18 protein-coding genes are annotated in these 18,251 nt (G+C 67.2%); 6 read left to right on the plus strand and 12 right to left on the minus strand.

The window, feature by feature from the left end:
- The first annotated feature begins 3 nt into the window (after positions 1-3).
- Both cydX and FG99_RS20065 read left to right on the plus strand, forming a co-directional pair.
- Positions 4-120 (plus strand): cytochrome bd-I oxidase subunit CydX, encoded by a 117-nt coding sequence (cydX, locus tag FG99_RS31495; protein WP_009623142.1) that lies wholly within the window; start codon positions 4-6, stop codon positions 118-120.
- Positions 101-400: a cyd operon YbgE family protein gene (locus FG99_RS20065; protein WP_043272042.1), complete on the plus strand. Its 300-nt coding sequence runs from the start codon at positions 101-103 to the stop codon at positions 398-400. The genes cydX and FG99_RS20065 overlap by 20 nt, the downstream gene beginning before the upstream one ends.
- Before the next feature lie 1,022 nt (positions 401-1,422).
- Here the strand turns inward: FG99_RS20065 and FG99_RS20070 are convergent.
- On the minus strand, positions 1,423-2,700 hold the full coding sequence (locus tag FG99_RS20070) for a putative porin (RefSeq protein ID WP_043272043.1): 1,278 nt from the start codon (positions 2,698-2,700) through the stop codon (positions 1,423-1,425).
- Between FG99_RS20070 and FG99_RS32520 the strand changes: the two genes are divergently transcribed.
- Positions 2,591-2,821, plus strand: coding sequence for a hypothetical protein (locus FG99_RS32520; RefSeq protein ID WP_168187718.1), 231 nt, complete (start codon positions 2,591-2,593; stop codon positions 2,819-2,821). The two genes, FG99_RS20070 and FG99_RS32520, sit on opposite strands and share 110 nt — an antisense overlap.
- A gap of 229 nt (positions 2,822-3,050) precedes the next feature.
- Here the strand turns inward: FG99_RS32520 and FG99_RS20075 are convergent, their stop codons facing one another.
- From FG99_RS20075 to FG99_RS20125, 11 genes are all read right to left on the minus strand, one after another.
- Complete coding sequence (locus FG99_RS20075; RefSeq protein ID WP_043272044.1) at positions 3,051-4,439, minus strand: 4Fe-4S binding protein; 1,389 nt, start codon at positions 4,437-4,439, stop codon at positions 3,051-3,053.
- Positions 4,436-5,287 (minus strand): FTR1 family iron permease, encoded by an 852-nt coding sequence (locus FG99_RS20080; RefSeq protein WP_043272045.1) that lies wholly within the window; start codon positions 5,285-5,287, stop codon positions 4,436-4,438. Before FG99_RS20080 ends, FG99_RS20075 begins: the two co-directional genes overlap by 4 nt.
- 13 nt (positions 5,288-5,300) lie before the next feature.
- Positions 5,301-5,627 (minus strand): cupredoxin domain-containing protein, encoded by a 327-nt coding sequence (locus FG99_RS20085; RefSeq protein ID WP_043272046.1) that lies wholly within the window; start codon positions 5,625-5,627, stop codon positions 5,301-5,303.
- Between the two features lie 60 nt (positions 5,628-5,687).
- Positions 5,688-6,218: an iron transporter gene (locus FG99_RS20090; protein ID WP_043272047.1), complete on the minus strand. Its 531-nt coding sequence runs from the start codon at positions 6,216-6,218 to the stop codon at positions 5,688-5,690.
- 232 nt (positions 6,219-6,450) lie between these two features.
- Positions 6,451-7,701: an OprD family porin gene (locus FG99_RS20095; RefSeq protein ID WP_043272048.1), complete on the minus strand. Its 1,251-nt coding sequence runs from the start codon at positions 7,699-7,701 to the stop codon at positions 6,451-6,453.
- 76 nt (positions 7,702-7,777) lie between these two features.
- Positions 7,778-8,707 (minus strand): electron transfer flavoprotein subunit alpha/FixB family protein, encoded by a 930-nt coding sequence (locus FG99_RS20100; RefSeq protein WP_043272049.1) that lies wholly within the window; start codon positions 8,705-8,707, stop codon positions 7,778-7,780.
- A complete protein-coding gene (locus FG99_RS20105) occupies positions 8,707-9,456 on the minus strand; it encodes an electron transfer flavoprotein subunit beta/FixA family protein (RefSeq protein WP_043272050.1) in 750 nt (249 codons plus the stop codon). The genes FG99_RS20100 and FG99_RS20105 overlap by 1 nt, the downstream gene beginning before the upstream one ends.
- Positions 9,457-9,710: 254 nt before the next feature.
- Positions 9,711-10,946: a CaiB/BaiF CoA transferase family protein gene (locus FG99_RS20110; protein ID WP_043272051.1), complete on the minus strand. Its 1,236-nt coding sequence runs from the start codon at positions 10,944-10,946 to the stop codon at positions 9,711-9,713.
- Positions 10,947-10,968: 22 nt separating this feature from the next.
- Positions 10,969-12,171 carry a 3-oxoadipyl-CoA thiolase gene (locus FG99_RS20115; RefSeq protein ID WP_043272052.1) on the minus strand — a complete coding sequence of 401 codons (1,203 nt, stop codon included), beginning with the start codon at positions 12,169-12,171 and terminating at the stop codon, positions 10,969-10,971.
- 33 nt (positions 12,172-12,204) lie between these two features.
- Positions 12,205-13,734 (minus strand): 3-hydroxyacyl-CoA dehydrogenase, encoded by a 1,530-nt coding sequence (locus tag FG99_RS20120; protein ID WP_043272053.1) that lies wholly within the window; start codon positions 13,732-13,734, stop codon positions 12,205-12,207.
- A gap of 3 nt (positions 13,735-13,737) precedes the next feature.
- Positions 13,738-14,523 carry an enoyl-CoA hydratase gene (locus FG99_RS20125; protein WP_009623183.1) on the minus strand — a complete coding sequence of 262 codons (786 nt, stop codon included), beginning with the start codon at positions 14,521-14,523 and terminating at the stop codon, positions 13,738-13,740.
- A 243-nt stretch (positions 14,524-14,766) separates the two neighbouring features.
- On the opposite strand from FG99_RS20125, the gene FG99_RS20130 reads away from it, so the two are divergent.
- The 3 genes from FG99_RS20130 (at position 14,767) to FG99_RS20140 (ending at position 18,219) form a co-directional block, all read left to right on the plus strand.
- Positions 14,767-15,633, plus strand: coding sequence for an IclR family transcriptional regulator (locus FG99_RS20130; RefSeq protein ID WP_043272054.1), 867 nt, complete (start codon positions 14,767-14,769; stop codon positions 15,631-15,633).
- Positions 15,634-15,692: 59 nt separating this feature from the next.
- Complete coding sequence (locus FG99_RS20135) at positions 15,693-16,847, plus strand: acyl-CoA dehydrogenase family protein (protein ID WP_043272055.1); 1,155 nt, start codon at positions 15,693-15,695, stop codon at positions 16,845-16,847.
- 100 nt (positions 16,848-16,947) lie between these two features.
- A complete protein-coding gene (locus FG99_RS20140; protein WP_009623190.1) occupies positions 16,948-18,219 on the plus strand; it encodes an MFS transporter in 1,272 nt (423 codons plus the stop codon).
- The last annotated feature ends 32 nt before the right edge of the window (positions 18,220-18,251 follow it).

Genomic DNA, 18,251 nt, shown 5'->3' on the forward strand with positions numbered 1-18,251 from the left:
AGCATGTGGTACTTCACCTGGATTCTCGGCGTGCTGCTGGCCTGCAGCTTCGGCATCATCAACGCCCTCTGGCTGGAAACCACCCAGGACCTGGACAGCGATGACCGCCGCCAGTCCTGAACGCGCCCTGCGCCGCCGCTGGAGCCGCGCGCTGTCGTTGCTGCTGGCGGCGCCGCTGGCGCTGGTGCTGCTGATCCACCCGGCGCTGATGCTCGACGCCAACGGCGGCTACAGCCACGGCCTGCTGATGCTGGTGATGCTCGGCGTGAGCGGCGGCTTCGTCCACGGCGTGGGCTTCGAACCGCGCGGCCGGCTCTGGGCGCTGCTGTTCGGGCCGGCCGTGGCCTGGCCGCTGATGCTGCTGGGCTATGGCCTGCTGCTCTACGCGCGGACGAGTTGAGGCCGGCTCACTTCGAAAGCGCCAGGCCAAACCTGAACAACAGTTGAACGGCGCGGTCGTCGCGCATGGAAACAGTCCGGAAGCCTTGACCCAGGTCATTCGTTTCCGGCCTCCGGCGCAAACATAGTGAAACCGAGCGCCCGAGGGGGCCGGACATGGACGCCGGCGAGTTATCCCACCCTCGGGCGCTCCCCCATCGCAGCGTAGGGCGCATAACGCCCCGGGGCGTTATCCGCCGTTGGCCCCGACTCCGGCGTTCCGGCCGTCGTAGGATGGGTTGAGCTTGCGATACCCATCGGGCCATGGTGATGGGTATCGCTTCGCTCAACGCCATCCTACGAAAAGCGCCTCGCATGGCGGGTAAGACAAGCCGCCCCGGCACCATGCCCATGTAGGAGCGCGCCCTGCGCGCGAAATCGCGGGCAGGGCCCGCTCCTACACAAAGCTCTGGACCACTCGGCGTGAAGCGGGGCTACAGCGCTCCCGGGTAACGTACTGTTGTAGGAGCGGACCTTGTCCGCGATTTTCGGCTGCGGGCCGGAACATTGGTGACAGGCCCAAGAGCCCCTCTCCCCCAAAGCCGCAGGCACGCACCATTCGCAAGCGCGATTCGCGGATGAGATCCGCTACGGGCTGCCCCGGCACCGTGCCCATGTAGGAGCGCGCCCTGCGCGCGGAATCGCGGGCAGGGGCCTACGGGTCCAGGAAGCACGGCTTTTCGTAGGATGGCGTTGAGCGAAGCGATACCCATCACCGCAACCGCATGGGTTTCGCAAGCTCAACCATCCTACGAAGAGCACCTCGGCGCAAGACAGTTGCTCCTACGCAAAGCTCTCCGATCCCCCATGAAAAAGCCGCCACGACGCATGGGGTCGTCGTGGCGGCCAAGGGGAATGAATCGGACGGCCGAAGCCGGCATTCACGAACTCAAGGCGGTTTGAATGAAGTCAACGGGCGACCCTCGATATATGGAACACACAGTATCGACTGACACTTATAAAAGTCTTTAATCCGCAGCAAAACTAGAACTTGGCTTCCAGATCCAATTGCAGCGTATCGATATCCGCATCTTTACGCGAACCACTGGCGGCATCCGACCTGGCCATGAAATAAGTGGCACCCAGGGCGAAGTTCTTGTCGATGTCGTAGGCAACCTTGAACTTGTGACCACGAGACGCGGTGTAACCATTGGCGAAGTCCGAATCGGTAAATGCCCCGACCACCGCATTACGCTGCACGTCGCGATAGTTGTAGTCGAAGCTGAAGTCACCCACCTTGGTCTTCGCGCCGGTCAGCCAGGCAGTATCTTCGTTGCTATCGGTCGCCTGGTTGACCACGTACTGGCCGTACAGCGAAAGCGGGACCGGCAGGTTGCCGAAGTCCAGTTGGCCGAAGCCTTCGTAGAGGCGGAAGTCCCTGGTGGTGTTGCCGTTGGCGGAAAGCTGGCACGGCATCGTGGTGGCCGAGCCGCAAGTGCTGTCGGTGTCGTTGTCGTAGGCGTAAAGGCTTGCCCCGAGGGTCGCCTTGATGCCGTCGATGGGCGCGAAGCGGGCGCCGAACTGGCCGCTGTACAGGCGCAGGTCATGCTGGAAGGCGTAGCCTTCGCCGTCGACGTTGTCCTTCAGGTTGAAGTAGCCGGCGCTGCCGAACAGCTCGACGCTGCCGCCCAGCGGGTATTTGTAGGTGGCGGCGAAGCCTTCGGGGTTGATGTCGCCGTCCCAGATGACGTCGCCTTCGCTGACCCACGGCTGGTTCATCTTGCCGCCGATCAGGTGCAGGTTCTTCACCGCGGTGGGGTGGAAGTCGATGTAGGCCTGGTCCAGCCACAGCTGCTTCTTGTCGAAGTAGTTGTCCATGCTCTGGTTGGTCGAACGGGCGTCGTCGCCACTGCCGGTGGCGATGCGGATGCCGGTGTCCACCTGCGGGTTGATCTGGCTGTAGAAGCCGACCCGCGCGCGGATGCGCTGGCGGTTCTGGTCGCCCTTGCTGCCGCTGTTCTGCGCATGCACGGTTTCCTGGCGCACGCGGACGTCGCCCTTCACCTGGGTCCTGGCGGCCCAGGCGATGCTCTGCTCGAAAGCGCTCATCTGCTCCTTCTTCGCCTTGGCCTGCTCCGCGGCGGCCTGGTTCTCCTTGTCCAGCTCGGCCGTGAGTTCGGTGTACTGGGCGGCGCTGATCGAGCCATTGGCCTTGAGCATTTCCAACAGCCTGGCATCGACCCCCGCCTGCGCCGGAACACTCACAACGAGCAATGCCCCGGCACAAATCCCCATCCCGCCCAGTGCAGAAATACTACGCATCAAGAATCTCCTGAAATCCGATAAAGGCGGCAACTGCCACCCAATTAATTCGGTTCCCACAAAGTTCTCCGCCACCGGCGAAGACCTTGTCCCCAAACCGGGGCCGATTCTTGTTTTTTGAATATTGCAGAATGGTTTCAGGCGAAGGCGGAACATGAACCAGCAGAACATCAAGAGCCTCTGCAGCCCTTATGGATTGCGGATTAATATACTATTTGGCGAGGGTGTTTTTACGCGCAGCGGCTATATTGGCGAACGGGAAATACTTAGCATTTTATAAGTGAAGAACTCTTTTATTTTCGGTCGAATGGAAGTTCTTACGAGCCTCTGAATAGATTGGCCTCGCCGCCTCAGCTCCAACCCCAGAACATCAACCACCAGCCACCCAGCACCGGCACGCAGGCCAGCGCCAGGCAGGCCAGCGCGGCTGGCTGGCGCAGGGGCGCGACGCCGCGGCGGCGGAGGATCCGCCAGCCCAGCCACAGCGTCCAGGCGCAGGCGCCCGCCAGCAGCAGGGCCCGCGCCGGCTGCACCCAGCCGAGGGCCAGCCCTTCGTAGCGCAGCAGTTTCACGGTGGTGGCCGAAAGCCCGAGGAACAGCCCGCAGCCGCCCAGGGGAATCAGCGCCTGGGCCAGGTGCCCGTGCAGCCCCCGCCCTTTCCCCGACACCCTGCCGGCCAGGCGCAGCAGCGCCGTCAGCCAGGTGCCCATGAGCAGCGCCCAGGCCAGCACGTAGAAGACCAGTACGCCGCCGTCGAGCCAGGTGAAGAGGTCGTTGTTCTGCGGGTAATGCGTCAGCACCCACCAGGGCGCGTTGGCTTCCAGCGGCCAGAGGATGCCCCGCTCCACCAGCCACTCCGCGCTCGTCTGCTTGAGTGCGATGAACCAGGGGCTGAGCGTCCAGTTGAAGGCGCCCATGGCCAGGCCGATCACCCCGAACAGCAGCAGGCGCGCCGGCCAGGGGCTTTCCGTGCGCTGGCCGTGGACGACGATTTCCTCGTTCGGCCAGCGCGGGCTCAGGGCCACGGCGCCGCGCTGGCCGCTGCAGCGGCCGCAGGAATGGCAGTCGGCGCAGCCGCTCATGCGGCGGATGTCGATCAGCGGGGCGCAGTTGGGCGTCGGCAGGTGCGGCCCGGCATTGGCCAGCCAGCGCGCCTCGTCGACGCGGAAGTGCACCGGCGCCAGCCGCGCGAGCAGGTTGAACACTCCGCTGACCGGGCACAGGTAGCGGCACCAGACGCGCTTGCCGCGCCCGTAGAGGAAGCCCACCAGCATCGCCGCAAGGGTCGAGCCGCCGAGGATCAGCAGCGCCGGCAGCGCGTAGTCGTAGACGCTGACCAGTTGCCCGTACAGGGTGGTCAGGCAGAAGGCCAGGAACGGCCAGCCGCCCCAGCGCATCCAGCGCGGCACGCCACGCCCGCGGCCGTGCCGGCTCGCCCATTCGCTGAGTGCGCCCTCGGGGCAGAACAGCCCGCACCAGAGCCGCCCGAACAGCAGCATCGACAGCAGCACGAAGGGCCACCAGATGCCCCAGAACACGAACTGCGCGAACACCGCCAGGTTGTCCAGCATGCGCGCCTGGGCCGGCGGCAGGTCCAGGCAGGCCGGGACGATCAGCAGCACCGCGTAGAACAGCACCACGGCCCATTGCAGGGCGCGGATCAGCCCGGCATGCCAGCGCATGCCGTCCCCCAGCCGGGCCAACGACCGGGCCAACAAGAGGGAAGGCGCGCCCTTCATGCCAGCCGGGCCTCGACGCGGCGCTCGCCGCGTCGGCACAGGTAGCTCGCCAGCGCCCAGTAGGCCGGCAACAGCAGCACCGCCAGCAGCGAGGGCGCGGCGCGGTATCCGGCGAAGCCGGCCAGGGCGGCCCCCAGGCCGTGGCCGTCACTGAGCCAGGCGGAGGTGTCCCAGAGCGGATCGCCGAACAGCCCGTAGCACCATTCGGGCAGGTCCAGCGCCATGACCTGCCCCGCCACCCGGTCCAGCGCCGCCATCAGCAGGGCGCCGCCGAGCAGCAGCAGGAGGACTTCGCTGACGCGGAAGAAGCGCCGCCAGGTGAGTATCCGCGAGGACCACTGCAGCGCGGCGTAGGTGGCCAGCGCCAGCAGGAAGCCGAGCACGCCGCCCAGGGCGAACCAGCTCCAGTCCGCCCCCTGCTGCGCGCCGATGCCGTAGAGGAACACCACCGTCTCGCTGCCTTCGCGGGCCACCGCCAGCATCGCCAGCAGCAGCACGCCCCAGCCGCCATCCTCGGCGATGCTGCGCTCGGCGTCCCGCTCCAGCTGGCGCTTCATGTCGCGCCCATGGCGGTGCATCCACACCACCATCTGCAGGATCAGCAGGCTGGCGCAGAGCACCATGGCAGCCTGGAACCATTCGCCGGAGGGCCCCGCCAGCCACTCCCCGGCGAGCATGAACAGCGCGGCCAGCGAGCAGGCCAGCACGACGCCCAGCCCTACCCCGCTCCAGAGCATGCGCAGGCCGCGCGCGGGCTCCGGGCGATGGCAGAGCCAGGCATGCAGGATGCCGACGACCAGCAGCGCCTCGACGCTCTCCCGCCAGACGATGAACAAGGATTGCAGCATGCTTGGCTCCCGCTCAGTGCGCCACGATCTCGCCTTGCGGCAGGTCCATGTGGAATTCGTCGAAGAAGGGATAGCGGCCGGGACGCAGGGGGTGGATCACCACGAACGAGGTGACGCCCGGCGAGAGCACCTTCTCCACCCGCAGCGGCGTGCTCTCGAACTCGGCCGGCCCGCTGCCGGCGTTGCGCACCACGACCTTGAAGCGCTGCCCGGCGGGCACTTCCAGGGTCTGGGGGGTGAAGTGGCCATCGCTGATGGTCAGCTCATAGGTGGGGAGCGGCGCCGCCTGCGCGGCAACGGCGAACGACAGTGCCAGCAGGCAGAAGAACGAGCGCAACATGACGGCCTCGCGACTCTCGGGGAAGGTAACGCCGCACCCGCAACGGGTGCGGCCCGCGCATCAATAGCCGCCTTTCTTGCCGATGCCGGCGTAGGTGAAGTCGTATTCCACCTTGCAGGTCTCGAACCAGGGCGCCACGCCGGTTTCCTTGTCGACGTGGCGGCCGAACATGGAGGTCTCCGACGGCGGCAGGATGGTGTAGGTCAGGTGGTACTTGCCCGGCCCGAGCAGCTTGAGGTTATCGCCGTAGTGCGGGCCGTCGCTGGCCACCATGCCGTGGAAATTACCCTTGAGGACCTGGTCGCTGCCGTCCTTGCGCAGCTCGTAGGCCACCCGCAGGTAGGGAATCCAGCTGCCTTCCTGGAAGCCGTTGGGGTTGTCGGCGGTGGCGGCGATGTCGGCCTCAAGGTGCACGTCGGACTGCGCGGCGGCGCGCATCATCCCGGGCGGGTCCATCTCGATCGGCTGCAGGTACACCGCGCCGATCTCCATCCCGCCGCAGGCCTGCGGCGCGCCGATGGGGTACTCCTTGGCCGCCGCGAACGGGGCGGCGAGCGCCAGTATCACGGGAACGGCGCGGTTGATTCGCATGGTCTTCTCCTTGGCTCGACAGATGAGGAATCGCGAGCTCGCATTTAGGGACCAAACGACGCCATTGAGAATGATTTGTATCAAGAATTCCTGAAGTAAATCCGCAAACCTGCGCGGCAAGGACGAGAAGACCAGGGCTGTCCACTTCCAGGCTCACGGCGTAGATTGCCGATAGGCCAGCCCGGCGCAGAAGAGGGAGCGCCAGGGGCGCTCCCCTTTCCCCGGCCCTGCCCTACCAGAGCGGCAAGGTGTAGCTGACGATCAGCCGCGTTTCGTCCAGGTCGTTGCCGAAGCTGCTGCGGAAGGTGCTGTTGCGCACCTTGAAGCCGAGGTTCTTCAGCGCCCCGTCCTGCACCACGTAGCCGATGTCGGTGTCGCGCTCCCACTCCTTGCCGTCGCCCTGACCGTTGAGCAGGTCGACGTTGTCGCCGCGCAGGTAGCGCGTCATCAGGCTCAGGCCGGGCAGGCCGAGGGCGGCGAAGTTGTAGTCGTAGCGCAGTTGCCAGGAGCGTTCGTCCTTGTTGGCGAAGTCGCCGATCTGCACGTAGTTGACCAGGTACGGATCGGTGCCGGTCAGGTAGGCGAAGCCGGTGTCGCCGGACATGCGCTGGTAGCCCAGGCCGAAGGCGTGGTTGTCGAGCCTGTAGGTGAACATCGCGTTGAGCGCGCGGTTGTCGACGTTGCTGCCGCCGTCGTCGGTGGAGCGCGCCCAGCGGATGTCGGACTTCAGCGACTGGCCGGCGGCGATCGGCAGCACGTGCACCAGGCCCAGGTAGTGCTGGCGGTAGAGGTCTTCGAGATTGGCGTAGTGGTAGCTGGTGCTCAGGCGCTCGCTCCAGCGGTAGGTGCCGCCGGCCAGGTTGAAGCGGTCGCTGCTGAGGTGGCTGCCGGCATTGATGTTGCGCTTGTTGCCGCGGGTGACGCTGAGGTCCTCGGCGTTGGACGAGTCGCGCTGCTTGACCTGGCGCAGTTGGCCGGCCTGCAGGTCGAGGTCGTCGAGTTCCTTGGACTCCACCAGCGCGCCCTGGAAGGTCTGGGGCAGCAGGCGGGTGTCGTTGTACTGCACCACCGGCAACTTGGGCAGCAGGGTGCCGACTTTCAGGGTGCTGCGGGAGACGCGCAGCTTGGCGGTCAGGCCGAGGTCGCTGTAGTCGTCGGCGGCGCGCCCGCTGCTGGCGGAATACGGCAGCAGCCCGGAGCCGGAGCGGTCGGGGCTGGAATCGAGCTTGAGGCCCAGCAGGCCGAGGGCATCGATGCCCACGCCAACGGTGCCGTCGGTGTAGCCGGACTCGTAGCGCAGCAGGAAGCCCTGCGCCCACTCCTCCGAGTAGGACTGTTTGGCGCCGCTCTGGCGGTAGTCGCGGTTGAAGTAGAAGTTGCGCATTTCCAGGCTGGCCTTGCTGTCGGCCAGGAACTCGGCATGGGCGAACGGGGGCAGCAGCGCCAGTCCGGAGACCAGCACAGGGAGTCGACGAATAGTCATTGTTGTTGTTTCTTTGCAGGGTGTTGGCGAAACGCCGGGCCGGCGGAGTCCGGCCCGGCAAGGGGTGGACTGGGGCTCAGACGGCCTTTTCCAGCGCCGGGACGATCTCGAACAGATCGCCCACCAGGCCGTAGTCGGCGACCTGGAAGATCGGCGCCTCTTCGTCCTTGTTGATGGCCACGATGACTTTCGAGTCCTTCATGCCCGCCAGGTGCTGGATGGCGCCGGAGATACCCACCGCGATGTAGAGCTGCGGCGCGACTATCTTGCCGGTCTGGCCGACCTGCATGTCGTTCGGCACGAAACCGGCGTCGACCGCGGCGCGGGAAGCGCCGACGGCGGCGCCGAGCTTATCGGCCAGAGCATAGAGCAGCTTGAAGTTGTCGCCGTTGCCCATGCCGCGGCCACCGGAGACCACGATCTTCGCGGCGGTCAGCTCCGGGCGGTCGGACTTGGCCAGCTCTTCGCCAATGAAAGTCGAGCTGCGGGCATCGAAGACCTCGCCCAGCGCCTCGATGCTGGCACTGCCGCCTTCGGCACTCGCCGCATCGAAGCCGGTGGTGCGTACGCTGATGACCTTGATCGGCGCCGAGGACTGCACGGTGGCGATGGCGTTGCCGGCGTAGATCGGGCGCTTGAAGGTGTCGGCGCCGAGCACCTCGACGATCTCGGAAATCTGGTCGACATCCAGCAGCGCGGCGACGCGCGGCAGGTAGTTCTTGCCGTTGGTGGTGGCCGGGGCCAGCAGGTGGGTGAAGTTCTGGGCGATGGAAACCACCAGCGGCGCGATGTTCTCCGGCAGTTGGTGGGCGTAGGCGGCGTCGTCGGCGACCAGCACCCTGGCAACGCCCGCGATCTTGGCGGCGGCTTCGGCCACGGCGCCGACGTTCTGGCCGGCGACCAGCACGACAATATCGCCACCCACTTTCTGCGCAGCGGTGACGGTGTTCAGCGTCGCCGCAGCCAGCGCGCCATTCGAATGTTCTGCAACAACCAGGACAGCCATCAGATCACCTTCGCTTCGTTCTTCAGTTTCTCGACCAGCTCGGCCACGGACTTGACCTTGATGCCGGCGCTGCGGGCCGCCGGCGCCTCGACCTTGAGGGTCTTGACGGTGGAGCCGGTGGACACGCCGAGAGCGTCCGGGGTGATCACCTCCAGCGGCTTCTTCTTCGCCTTCATGATGTTCGGCAGCGACGCGTAGCGCGGCTCGTTCAGGCGCAGGTCGGTGGTGACGATCGCCGGCAGGTTCAGCGCCACGGTCTGCAGGCCGCCGTCGATTTCGCGGGTGACCTTGACCTGAGCGCCGTCGACCTCGACCTTGGAGGCGAAGGTGCCCTGGGCGTAGCCGGTCAGCGCGGCCAGCATCTGGCCGGTCTGGTTGTTGTCGCTGTCGATGGCCTGCTTGCCGAGGATGACCAACTGCGGCTGCTCCTTGTCGACCACGGCCTTGAGCAGCTTGGCGACGGCCAGGGAGTTCAGCTCGTCGTTCGACTCGACCAACAGGGCGCGGTCGGCGCCCAGGGCCAGGGCGGTGCGCAGTTGTTCCTGGGCGGCATTCGGGCCGACCGAGACCACCACGATCTCACTGGCGACGCCCTTTTCCTTCAGGCGCACGGCCTCTTCCACGGCGATTTCGCAGAAGGGGTTCATGGACATCTTCACGTTGGCGAGATCGACGCCGGAGTTGTCCGCTTTCACCCGGACCTTCACGTTGTAATCGACCACGCGCTTTACCGCGACCACTACCTTCATTCGACTCTCCTCTTGTTGCAGGTGCGTAGGGCGAATAACCGTTCGCGGTTATCCGCCGCTTGACCTTGGTTTGGCGACGCGCCGGGCTAGACCTCGGCAGCACCGCCCGCAATTGGGGTGGGTTCGCGAGCAAGCTCGCTCCTACGATGCGTCCGCCTCCGAGCCCACCTGTCGTACCGACCGCGCCGAAGGGCTCTTCGTAGGATGGGTTGAGCGAAGCGATACCCATCCTACGGAGCTTGCTCGCGAACGCTTCACTCGCCGAGCTGCTCGATCACGCCCTTGGCCTTGAGCTCCGCCAGGCGGGCCTCGTCCAGCCCCAGGCGGCGCTTGAGCACCTCGTCGGTGTGCTCGCCGAGCATGGGCGCCGGGCGCTGGTACTGCACCGGCGTCTCGGACAGCTTGAGCGGGCTGCCGACCATCCTGAAGCCGGGGTTGAGGGCGTGGGGAATCTCCACCAGCATGTCGCGCGCCAGCACCTGCGGCTCGTCCAGGGCGCGGCCGATGTCGTTGATCACGCCGACCGGCACCTTGACCGCGTGGATACGGGCCACCCAGTTGTCGGCGCTGTCCTTGCGGAAGTGCTCGGCCAGCTGGCCGACGATGGCCTCGCGGTTGCGCACGCGGTCGGCGTTGCGGGCGAAGCGCGGGTCCTTGGGCAGTTCCGGCAGGCCGATGGCCTCGCACAGGGCGACGAACTGGCTGTCGTTGCCGCAGGCGATGATGAAGTCCCTGTCGCTGCCGGAGAACACCTGGTACGGCACGATGTTGACGTGGGCGTTGCCCTGCCGCCCCGGCGAGCGCCCGGTGGCGAGGTAGTTCTGGCTCTGGTTGCCGAGCATGGCCACCTGCACGTCCAGCAGGGCCATGTCGCAGTGCTGGCCGCGGCCGGTCTTCTCCCGCGCCAGCAGCGCGGCCTGGATGGCGACCACCGAGTACAGCCCGGTCATCACGTCGGACACCGCCACGCCGACCTTCTGCGGGCCGGCGCCGGGCACCCCGTCCTTCTCGCCGGTGATGCTCATCAGCCCGCCCATGCCCTGGATGATGAAGTCGTAGCCGGGCTCTTCCGCGCGCGGCCCGGTCTGGCCGAAGCCGGTGATGGAGCAATAGACCAGGCGCGGGTTGAGCTTGGACAGGCTTTCGTAGTCCAGCCCGTACTTGGCCAGCGAGCCGGCCTTGTAGTTCTCGATCAGCACGTCGCATTCGCCGGCCAGCGCGCGCACCAGCGCCTGGCCCTCGGGGCTGGCCAGGTTCAGCGCCACCGACAGCTTGTTGCGGTTGGTCGACTGGTAGTACGACGCCTCGGGGCTGTCCGAGCCGTCCGCGGCCTGCATGTAGGGCGGGCCCCAGCCGCGGGTGTCGTCGCCCGCGCCGGGCCGTTCGATCTTGATCACCTCCGCGCCCAGGTCGGCCAGGATCTGGCCGCACCAGGGGCCGGCCAGGACACGGCTGAGGTCGAGTACGCGGTATCCGCTCAAAGCGCCCATCTTCATCTCCTCACTGGCGCGCTCACACGCGCTCGATAACCATGGCGAGCCCCTGGCCCACGCCGATGCACAGGCTGACCACCGCATAGCGTTGACCACTGCGCTGCAGTTGTCGCGCCGCGCTCAGCGCCAGCCGCGCGCCGGAAGCCCCCAGCGGGTGGCCGACGGCGATGGCGCCGCCGTTGGGGTTGACCCGCGGATCGTCGAAGGCGACGCCCAGGCCGCTCAGGCAGCCCAGCACCTGGGCGGCGAAGGCCTCGTTGATCTCGATGATGTCCATGTCGGCGAGGCCCAGGCCGGCGCGCGCCAGCGCCTTGTTGATCGCCTCGACCGGGCCGACGCCCATGATCCGTGGCTCCACGCCCACCGCCGCGGCGGAGAGGATTCGCGCCATCGGCGCGAGCCCATGGCGCTCGCCAGCCTCTGCGGAGCCGATCAACAGCGCCGCCGCGCCATCGTTCACCCCCGAGGCGTTGCCGGCGGTGACCACGCCGCCCTCGAACAGCGGCTTCAGGCGCGCCAGCGCGGCTTCGTCGGAGTCCGGGCGCGGGTGCTCGTCCTGCTCGATCACCTTCGGCGGCGTCTTGCGCCCGGTGGGCACGCTCACCGGGGCGATCTCGCCGGCGAAGAAGCCGGCCTGGCGGGCCGCCTCGTAGCGCGCCTGGGACGCCGCGGCGAAGCGGTCGGCCTGCTCGCGGCTGATGCCGTATTCGCGGGCCACGTTATCGCCGGTCTGCGGCATGCTGTCGTTGCCGAACCCGGCGACGATCTTCGGATTGGGGAAGCGCGCGCCTATGGTGCTGTCGAACACCGCCAGGTCGCGGCTGTAGGCGGCCTCGGCCTTGGCCATGACGAAGGGCGCGCGGGACATGCTCTCGACGCCGCCGGCGACGAACAGCTCGCCCTCGCCGCAGGTCACGGCGCGGGCGGCGTCGATGACCGCGGCCAGGCCGCTGGCGCACAGGCGGTTCACCGTCTGGCCCGGCACCGTTACCGGCAGCCCGGCCAGCAGCGCGGCATGGCGGGCGACGTTGCGGCTGTCCTCGCCGGCCTGGTTGGTATTGCCGAGGATCACGTCCTCGATGGCATCGCCCGGCACGCCGTGGCGGGCGAGCAGTTCACGGATGACGTGGGCCGCCAGGTCGTCCGGGCGCACCGGCGCCAGGGCCCCGGCATGGCGGCCGAAGGGGGTGCGCAGGCCGGCATAGATAAAGGCATTGAGCATGGAAGTCTCCTTGGATCGGGTGAGCGCCGGGCCTCAGCCCAGCGCAGGCTCGGCATGGCGCAGCGACAGGCCCAGCGCGGCGCGGCGGCGCAGCCACGGGCCGGGGCGGTAGCGGGCATCGCCGGTCAGGTCGGTCATGCGTTCCAGTATCGTCAGCAGCCGCGCGGGGCCGACGGCGTCGCCCCAGGCCAGCGGCCCCTGCGGGTAGCCCAGGCCGCGGCGCACGCCTTCGTCCAGGTCGTCGACGCTGGCGATGCGCTGCTGGACGATGTCGCCGGCCAGGTTGACGATCAGCGCCAGCACGCGCTGGGCGACGAAGCCGACGCTGTCGTTGATCAGGCTGACGCCGACGCCATCGGCGGCCAGCAGCGCATGGGCGGCATCGCGCATGGCCGGGGCGGTAGCCGGGTTCTGCATCAGGCAGCGGTGGCGCTGCAGGTCGAGCAGCAGGTCGATGCACAGGGTGCGCGCCGGGTCGCTGCCGAAACGCAGGCAGGCGCTGGTCGCGTCCATGCCGTAGGGGGCCAGCAGGCAAAGGGCCTCGCTGCTCGGCTGTTCGCCCTGCTCCAGGGTAGCGCCCAGCTTCTCCAGCAACGCGCCGAGCGACTCGCGGTCTTCGTCGGACTCGGCGCCGATCCATACCGGCGGCAACACGGCCACGCTCGGCACCGGTTGCGGTGCCGGCGGATCGATCATCCTGCCGTCTTCGTAACGGTAGAAGCCACGTCCCACCTTGCGCCCCACGAAACCGGCCTCGAGCATCTGCCGGGTGAGCGCCGCCGGCCGGTAGCGCGGCTCCTGGTAGAACTGGTTGTAGATGGATTCGATCACCGGGTGCGAGACGTCCAGCGCAGTCAGGTCGAACAGCTCCAGCGGCCCCATGCGGAAGCCCAGGCCCTCGCGCAGGATGCGGTCGATGTCGGCCGGCTCGGCGATGCCTTCCTTGAGCATCTGCAGCGCCTCGGTGCTGTAGGCGCGCCCGGCGTGGTTGATGATGAAGCCGGGGGTGTCCTTGGCGCGGATGCCGCGGTGGCCCATGCGCGCGGCCAGCGCCTGCAGGCGGTCGCCCACCTGCGAGTCGCTGGCCAGGCCATCGATCACCTCGACCACCTTCATCAGCGGCACCGGGTTGAAGAAGTGGAAGCCCGCCACCCGCTCGGGGTGCCGGCAGCCGCGGGCGATGCTGGTGACCGACAGCGACGAGGTGTTGGTCGCCAGGATGCAGTCGGCGGCGACCACCGCTTCCAGCTCGGCCAGCAGCGCCTGCTTGGCGTCCAGGCGTTCGACGATGGCCTCGACCACCAGTTCGGAATCGGCCAGCTCGGCCAGGGAGCCGGCGACCAGCAGGCGGGCCAGGGCGGCGTCAGCTTCCCCGGCACTGATCTTGCCCTTCTCCGCCAGCTTGCCGAGGGTGCGCCCGAGGTTGTCGCGCGCGGCCTGCGCCGCGCCCTCGCGGGCGTCGAAGAGTTTCACCTGGATGCCGGCCTGGGCGGCGATCTGGGCGATGCCGCTGCCCATCACGCCGGTGCCGACGATGGCCATGCGTTGGATATCACGCGTCATGGGTCATTCCCCTTGGAAGCTGGCTTGGCGTTTTTCGAGGAAGGCGGCGGCGCCCTCCTTCTGGTCCCTGGAGTCGAACAGCAGCTGGAAGGCCTTGCGCTCCAGAGTCAGCGCGCTGTCCAGCGGCAGGTCGGCGCCGGCGAGCATCACCTCCTTGATCTGCGCCACGGCCAGCGGCGGCAGCGCGGCGATCTCGGCGGCCAGTTCCAGGGCGCGCGGCAAGGTCTGCGCATCGCCGACCACCTCGCTGACCATGCCCATCGCCAGGGCTTCCGGCGCCTTGACCAGGCAGCCGGTCAGGGCCATGCGCATCGCCTGGAACTTGCCCACCGCGCGGATCAGCCGCTGGGTGCCGCCGGCGCCGGGCATCAGGCCGAGCTTCACCTCCGGCTGGCCGAAGCGCGCCGACTCGCCGGCGACGATGATGTCGCAGTGCATCGCCAGCTCGCAGCCGCCGCCCAAGGCGAAGCCGTTCACCGCCGCGATCACCGGCTTGGGGCAGCGGCCGATGGCATCCCAGAGCAGCTCGGTGTGCCGGCGGTACATCTCGATGGGGCTGGCCTGGGCGAACTCGCGGATGTCCGCGCCCGCCACGAAGCACTGCTCTCCCCCGGTCAGGACGATGGCCCGCACCCGGCTGTCGTCGGCCAGCGCGCGGAAGTGCTCGGCCAGTTGCTGGCGCACGGCGGCATTGAGGGCGTTGCGGGCTTCGGGGCGGTCGATGCGGACCACCGCCACGCCATCGGCCTGGATCGTTCGGTGGACCACGCTGGGGTGCTGGTTGCTCATGATCGTGCTTGCCTCAGTATTGTTTCGTCTGACGAAACTACATTCCGTATTTACGATTCATCATAGTGAGCCTCGATCGACGCTGTAAACGACATCCGTTCTGATCAGTTATTTTTACTTTTAAAAACAATCAGTTAGTAAATATATCAGCGACAATTTTACGCAGACTGGAAAACCCTCTATAATTTCGTCTGACGAAACTGAATTTTATTTTATTGATTTTCTCGGAAAAGGGGTTCTACCATGCGCCGCAACAAGACGGAGCTGGATTCGGCTGCGCCGACGAAAAACGAAGGTGAGATCGGCCTGTTGGAACGGGGGATGTTCGACCCCGCCACGGCGCTGAGCGAGGAGGAAAACAGCGGTCAGTTCGTCACGGCCCTGGCTCGCGGCCTGGAAATCCTGCGCTGCTTCAACCCACGGGAAAACGTGCTGAGCAACCAGGACCTGGCGCGCAAGACCGGCCTGCCCAAGCCGACCGTGACGCGCCTGACCAACACCCTGATGCGCCTGGGCTGCCTCAAGCGCGAGGTGCACTCGGGCAAGTACCAGCTGGACGTCGGCGTGCTGGGCTTTGGCTACGCGATGCTGTCGAACCTGTCGATCCGCGCGGTGGCCCACCCGCTGATGGAGGAGCTGGCCAACCACGCCCAGGCGGCGGTGGCCATGGCCGCCCGCGACCGCCTGCAGATGGTGTACCTGGACGTGGTCCAGGGCCAGGGGAACATGACGATGCGCCGGCAGATCGGCAGTTACCTGCCGCTGGCGGTGAGTTCGGTGGGCCGCGCCTGCCTGGCGGCGATGCCGGAGAACGAACGGGAGTTCCTGCTCGACCACATCCGCGAGCGCGAACCGCAACACTGGCCGGCCATCCGCAAGGGCCTGGACCGCGCCTTCAGGGACTTCACCGACTACGGCTACTGCCTGTCGATCGGTGAATGGCACCGCGACGTCAACTCCGTCGCCGTGCCCTTGGTACATCCGCAGTACGGGCTGCTGGCCTTCAACTGCGGCGGACCGAGCTTCCAGCTGACCCGCGAGAAGCTCGCGGACGACATCGGGCCCCGCCTGATCAACATGGTCAACAACATAGGTGCCGCCGCTCGCTGATGCCCGGGTGACGGTGCCCTGCCAGACAGGCCCGCCCGGCGGGCCCTTGAGGAGAGCACATGATCCGAGACGCAGAGACGCTGCAGATACTTCTGGATTCCATCCACCAGTTCGTCGACGAGGTGCTGATACCGCGCGAGAACGAAGTCGCGGAAACCGACGCCATTCCCCAGGACATCGTCGAGCAGATGCGCGAGATGGGTCTGTTCGGCCTGACCATTCCCGAGGAATTCGGCGGCCTGGGCGTGACCATGGAAGAAGAGGTGAACATCACCTTCGAACTCGGCCGCACCTCCCCCGCCTTCCGCTCCTACATCGGCACCAACAACGGCATCGGCTCCATCGGCATCCTGATCGACGGCACGCCCGAACAGAAAAGCCACTACCTGCCCAGGCTCGCCAGCGGCGAACTGCTCAGCTCGTTCTGCCTGACGGAGCCGGACTCCGGCTCCGACGCCGCCTCGCTGAAGACCAGCGCGGTGCGCGACGGCGACCACTACGTGCTCAACGGCACCAAGCGCTTCATCACCAATGCCCCGCATGCCGGCATCTACACCGTGATGGCGCGCACCAACCCGGAGATCAAGGGCGCCGGCGGCATCAGCGCCTTCATCGTCGAGCGCGGCACCCCGGGCATCTCCCTGGGCAAGCCGGACCACAAGATGGGCCAGAAGGGCGCGCACACCAGCGACGTCATCTTCGACAACGTGCGCGTGCCGGCCAGCCAACTGATCGGCGGCGTCGAGGGCGTGGGCTTCAAGACCGCCATGAAGGTGCTCGACAAGGGCCGCCTGCACATCGCCGCGCTGAGCGTCGGCGCCGCCGAACGCATGCTCGACGACGCCCTGCGCTACGCCCTGGAGCGCAAGCAGTTCGGCAAGCCGATTGCCGAGTTCCAGTTGATCCAGGCGATGCTCGCCGACAGCAAGGCGGAAATCTACGCCGCCCGCTGCATGGTGCTGGACGCCGCGCGCAAGCGCGACGAGGGCCGCAACGTCAGCACCGAGGCCTCCTGCGCCAAGATGTTCGCCACCGAGATGTGCGGCCGCGTCGCCGACCGCTGCGTGCAGATCCACGGCGGCGCCGGCTACGTCAGTGAGTACGCCATCGAGCGCTTCTACCGCGACGTGCGGCTGTTCCGCATCTACGAAGGCACCACGCAGATCCAGCAGGTGGTCATCGCCCGCAACATGATCCGCGAAGCCACGCACTGAACGACGCCCTCGCCGCCCTGCCCCGCCGGGCGGCGACCCGCAGGCTTACCGATGGGCCGCAAGCGCCGGCCCACGAATAAATACAACAGGTAGTTCGCCCATGGAAACCACTGCTTCGACTTCCCAAGCGACCACCCAGAGCAAGACCTGGGTGATCGTGTTCCTGTTCTGCTTCATCGGCCTGCTGATCGATGGCGCCGACCTCATGCTGCTGTCCTACAGCCTCACCAGCCTGAAGGCCGAGTTCGGCCTGAGTAACGTCCAGGCCGGCAGCCTGGGCAGCTTCACCCTGGCCGGCATGGCCATCGGCGGCATCTACGGCGGCTGGGCGTGCGACCGCTTCGGCCGGGTGCGCACCGTGGTCTGGACCATCGTGCTGTTCTCCGTCGGCACCGCCGCGCTGGGCCTGACCCACAGCTACTGGCAGTTCGCCGCGGCGCGTTTCGTCGCCTCCCTGGGCCTTGGCGCGCTCTACGTCGCCTGCAACACCCTGATGGCCGAATACGTGCCCACCAAATACCGCACCACGGTGCTGGGCACCCTGCAGGCGGGCTGGTCGGTGGGCTACATCGTCGCCACCCTGCTGGCCGGCTGGATCCTGCCGAGCTACGGCTGGCGCTACCTGTTCTACGTCGCGATCATCCCGGTGGTGCTGGCCGTGGCCATGCGCCGCCTGGTGCCGGAACCGGCCGCCTGGGTGGAAGCCCAGGCCGAGCGCAAGCGCCGCAAGGCCCTGGGCCAGGAGGAAGTCGTCGAGAAGAAATCCGCCGGCGCGTTCCGCATGATCTTCGGCGACCGCCGCGCCCGCAGCATGTTCATCTTCTGGTCGCTGACCGCGGGCTTCCTGCAGTTCGGCTACTACGGCGTGAACAACTGGCTGCCGTCCTACCTGGAAACCGAGATGGGCATGAACTTCAAGTCCATGACCGCCTACCTGGTGGGCACCTACGCGGCGATGATCCTCGGCAAGGTCCTGGCCGGCGTCGCCTCGGACTGGCTGGGCCGGCGCAAGGTGTTCGCCTTCGGCGCCCTGGGCACCGCGGTGTTCCTGCCGGTGATCGTGCTCTACCACAGCCCCGAGGCCATTCTCTGGATGCTGGTGGTGTTCGGCTTCCTCTACGGCATCCCCTACGGCGTCAACGCCACCTACATGACCGAAAGCTTCGCCGCCCGCTACCGCGGCACCGCCGTGGGCGGCGCCTACAACATCGGCCGCATCGGCGCGGCCATCGCCCCGGCGGCCATCGGCTTCCTGGCCACCCAGGTGTCCATCGGCGCGGGCTTCCTGGTGATGGGCGCCGCCTACTTCGTCTGCGGCATCATTCCCGCCCTGCTGATCCGCGACAAGCAGTTCGATCCGCAGACGGAGTGACGTACGAGCGGAGCCCGGCGCCGAAATAGTGC

Source organism: Pseudomonas sp. AAC (assembly GCF_000725445.1).
GTDB lineage: Bacteria > Pseudomonadota > Gammaproteobacteria > Pseudomonadales > Pseudomonadaceae > Pseudomonas > Pseudomonas citronellolis.

Coding starts and splice junctions, on each gene's coding strand:
- FG99_RS20080 (WP_043272045.1), bottom strand. CDS start 5,287: ATGCTGCAATCCTTGTTCATCGTCTGGCGGGAGAGCGTCGAGGCGCTG.
- FG99_RS20085 (WP_043272046.1), bottom strand. CDS start 5,627: ATGTTGCGCTCGTTCTTCTGCCTGCTGGCACTGTCGTTCGCCGTTGCC.
- FG99_RS20110 (WP_043272051.1), bottom strand. CDS start 10,946: ATGGGCGCTTTGAGCGGATACCGCGTACTCGACCTCAGCCGTGTCCTG.
- FG99_RS20065 (WP_043272042.1), top strand. CDS start 101: ATGACCGCCGCCAGTCCTGAACGCGCCCTGCGCCGCCGCTGGAGCCGC.
- FG99_RS20095 (WP_043272048.1), bottom strand. CDS start 7,701: ATGACTATTCGTCGACTCCCTGTGCTGGTCTCCGGACTGGCGCTGCTG.
- FG99_RS20140 (WP_009623190.1), top strand. CDS start 16,948: ATGGAAACCACTGCTTCGACTTCCCAAGCGACCACCCAGAGCAAGACC.
- FG99_RS20130 (WP_043272054.1), top strand. CDS start 14,767: ATGCGCCGCAACAAGACGGAGCTGGATTCGGCTGCGCCGACGAAAAAC.
- FG99_RS20075 (WP_043272044.1), bottom strand. CDS start 4,439: ATGAAGGGCGCGCCTTCCCTCTTGTTGGCCCGGTCGTTGGCCCGGCTG.
- FG99_RS20105 (WP_043272050.1), bottom strand. CDS start 9,456: ATGAAGGTAGTGGTCGCGGTAAAGCGCGTGGTCGATTACAACGTGAAG.
- cydX (WP_009623142.1), top strand. CDS start 4: ATGTGGTACTTCACCTGGATTCTCGGCGTGCTGCTGGCCTGCAGCTTC.
- FG99_RS20135 (WP_043272055.1), top strand. CDS start 15,693: ATGATCCGAGACGCAGAGACGCTGCAGATACTTCTGGATTCCATCCAC.
- FG99_RS20070 (WP_043272043.1), bottom strand. CDS start 2,700: ATGCGTAGTATTTCTGCACTGGGCGGGATGGGGATTTGTGCCGGGGCA.
- FG99_RS20125 (WP_009623183.1), bottom strand. CDS start 14,523: ATGAGCAACCAGCACCCCAGCGTGGTCCACCGAACGATCCAGGCCGAT.
- FG99_RS20120 (WP_043272053.1), bottom strand. CDS start 13,734: ATGACGCGTGATATCCAACGCATGGCCATCGTCGGCACCGGCGTGATG.
- FG99_RS20115 (WP_043272052.1), bottom strand. CDS start 12,171: ATGCTCAATGCCTTTATCTATGCCGGCCTGCGCACCCCCTTCGGCCGC.
- FG99_RS20090 (WP_043272047.1), bottom strand. CDS start 6,218: ATGCGAATCAACCGCGCCGTTCCCGTGATACTGGCGCTCGCCGCCCCG.
- FG99_RS20100 (WP_043272049.1), bottom strand. CDS start 8,707: ATGGCTGTCCTGGTTGTTGCAGAACATTCGAATGGCGCGCTGGCTGCG.